This window comes from Streptosporangium sp. NPDC049644 (assembly GCF_040675205.1).
Taxonomy (GTDB): Bacteria; Actinomycetota; Actinomycetes; order Streptosporangiales; family Streptosporangiaceae; genus Streptosporangium; species Streptosporangium fukuiense.
This window is the reverse complement of record NZ_JBFAOJ010000259.1, coordinates 1-1616: the sequence shown is the minus strand read 5'-3', so window position 1 is coordinate 1616 and position 1616 is coordinate 1. Positions and strand designations below refer to the sequence as shown.

1 protein-coding gene is annotated in these 1616 nt (G+C 72.4%); it reads right to left on the bottom strand.

What is annotated here, in order from left to right:
- Positions 1 to 1511 (bottom strand): polyketide synthase dehydratase domain-containing protein (locus AB0J58_RS44960; RefSeq protein ID WP_364227968.1); only part of this gene is annotated, 1511 nt, incomplete at its 3' end.
- Between the last annotated feature and the right edge of the window lie 105 nt (positions 1512 to 1616).

Sequence of the window (1616 nt, the reverse complement as noted above, 5' to 3'; positions counted from 1 at the left end):
GCCAGATCGGTGACCACCTCATCGTCACCCGCCGCGACCGCGCCCCGGGTTACGACCACCAGACGGGAATCGGCGAACCGGTCATCGGCCAACCAGCCCTGCACCACCCCCAGCACCCGGGCGGTCAGCTCATGGGCCGACTCCACCACCCCGTCCACCGGATCGGAGACGACCTCGGCCAGCACCACATCCGGCACCGGCCCCTCCAGAACCGACAGATCCGCGTCAGGACCCAGCACCGCCACCGGCGACACCTCGGCCGCCGCAAGCTCCGCCAGCGGCGTCCACTCCACCCCGAACAGGGAATTCCGTCCCATTGCGCGACCGCTGGAGGCGAACTGATCGGCGGAGACCGGCCGCAGCACCAGCGACCGCACCGACAGCACCATCTCCCCCGCGCTGTCCACCGCGCTCACCGAAACGGAATCGTCGCCGGTCCTGGCCAGTCGCACCCGCAGCATCGACGCGCCGTCCGCGTGCAGGCACACCCCGCCCCACGAGAACGGCAACACCAAATCCTCGGAGTCGCCCGGTCCGGTGAAGGCCACCGCGTGCAGCGCCGCGTCCAGCAGCGCCGGGTGCATCCCGAACGAACCCGCGCTCGACTCCACCTCCTCGGGCAGGACGACCTCGGCGAACACCGCACCATCGGCACCCCGCCAGGCCGCCCGCAGTCCCTGGAACAGCGGCCCATGGCTCAGGCCGCTCTCGGCGAACCGCTCATACAGGCCGTCCAGCCCGATCGCGGACGCGTCCCGCGGCGGCCACACCGCCGTGTCGAACGGCGCCACAGCCGGACCGCCGGACACCAGCACACCGGTCGCGTACTCGACCCACGTCTCTTCGTCGGCGGCCTCGACCGGCCGCGCGTAGATGGTCACCGTACGACGATCCGACTCCCCCGCGGCGCCCACCCGCACCTGCACCGCGACCGCGTCATGCTCGCCCAGGACCAGCGGCCGGGCCGGCGTCAGCTCCTCCACGACATCGCAACCGACCTGGTCACCCGCCCGGACCGCGAGCTCCACGAACACGCTGCCCGGCACCACCGCCGAACCCGCCACCGCGTAATCGGCCAGCCAGGGATGCGACCGCAGCGACAACCGGCCCGTCAGCAACACCCCATCGGAACCGGCGAGCCCCACCGCCGCGCCCAGCAACGGATGCCCCGCCGCCGCCAGCCCCGCCGCCGACACATTCCCCGCCCGGTCACCGGCGCCCTGGCCCCAGTACCACTGGTGCTGGAAGGCGTACGTCGGCAGTTCCACCGGCCGCCCGCCCGGGAACACCGCACGCCAGTCCAGCGGCACGCCATGCACATGCAGCTCGGCCAGCGCCGACATCACCGCGCCCCGCTCATCGCGATCCCGGCGCAGCGCCGGCGCCAGCACCGCGTCCGGACCCGCGTGCGAATCCACGCCAAGCGCGTCGAGGGTGTCCTGGGCCATCGCGGTCAGCACGCCATCGGGGCCCAACTCCAGATAGGCCCGCACGCCCCGCGCGTGCAGCACACGGACACCATCCGCGAAGCGAACCGCGCCACGCACCTGATCCACCCAATAATCCGGCGAACACAACTGCTCGGCCGTGGCCTGCTCACCAGTCAGGGTGGACAC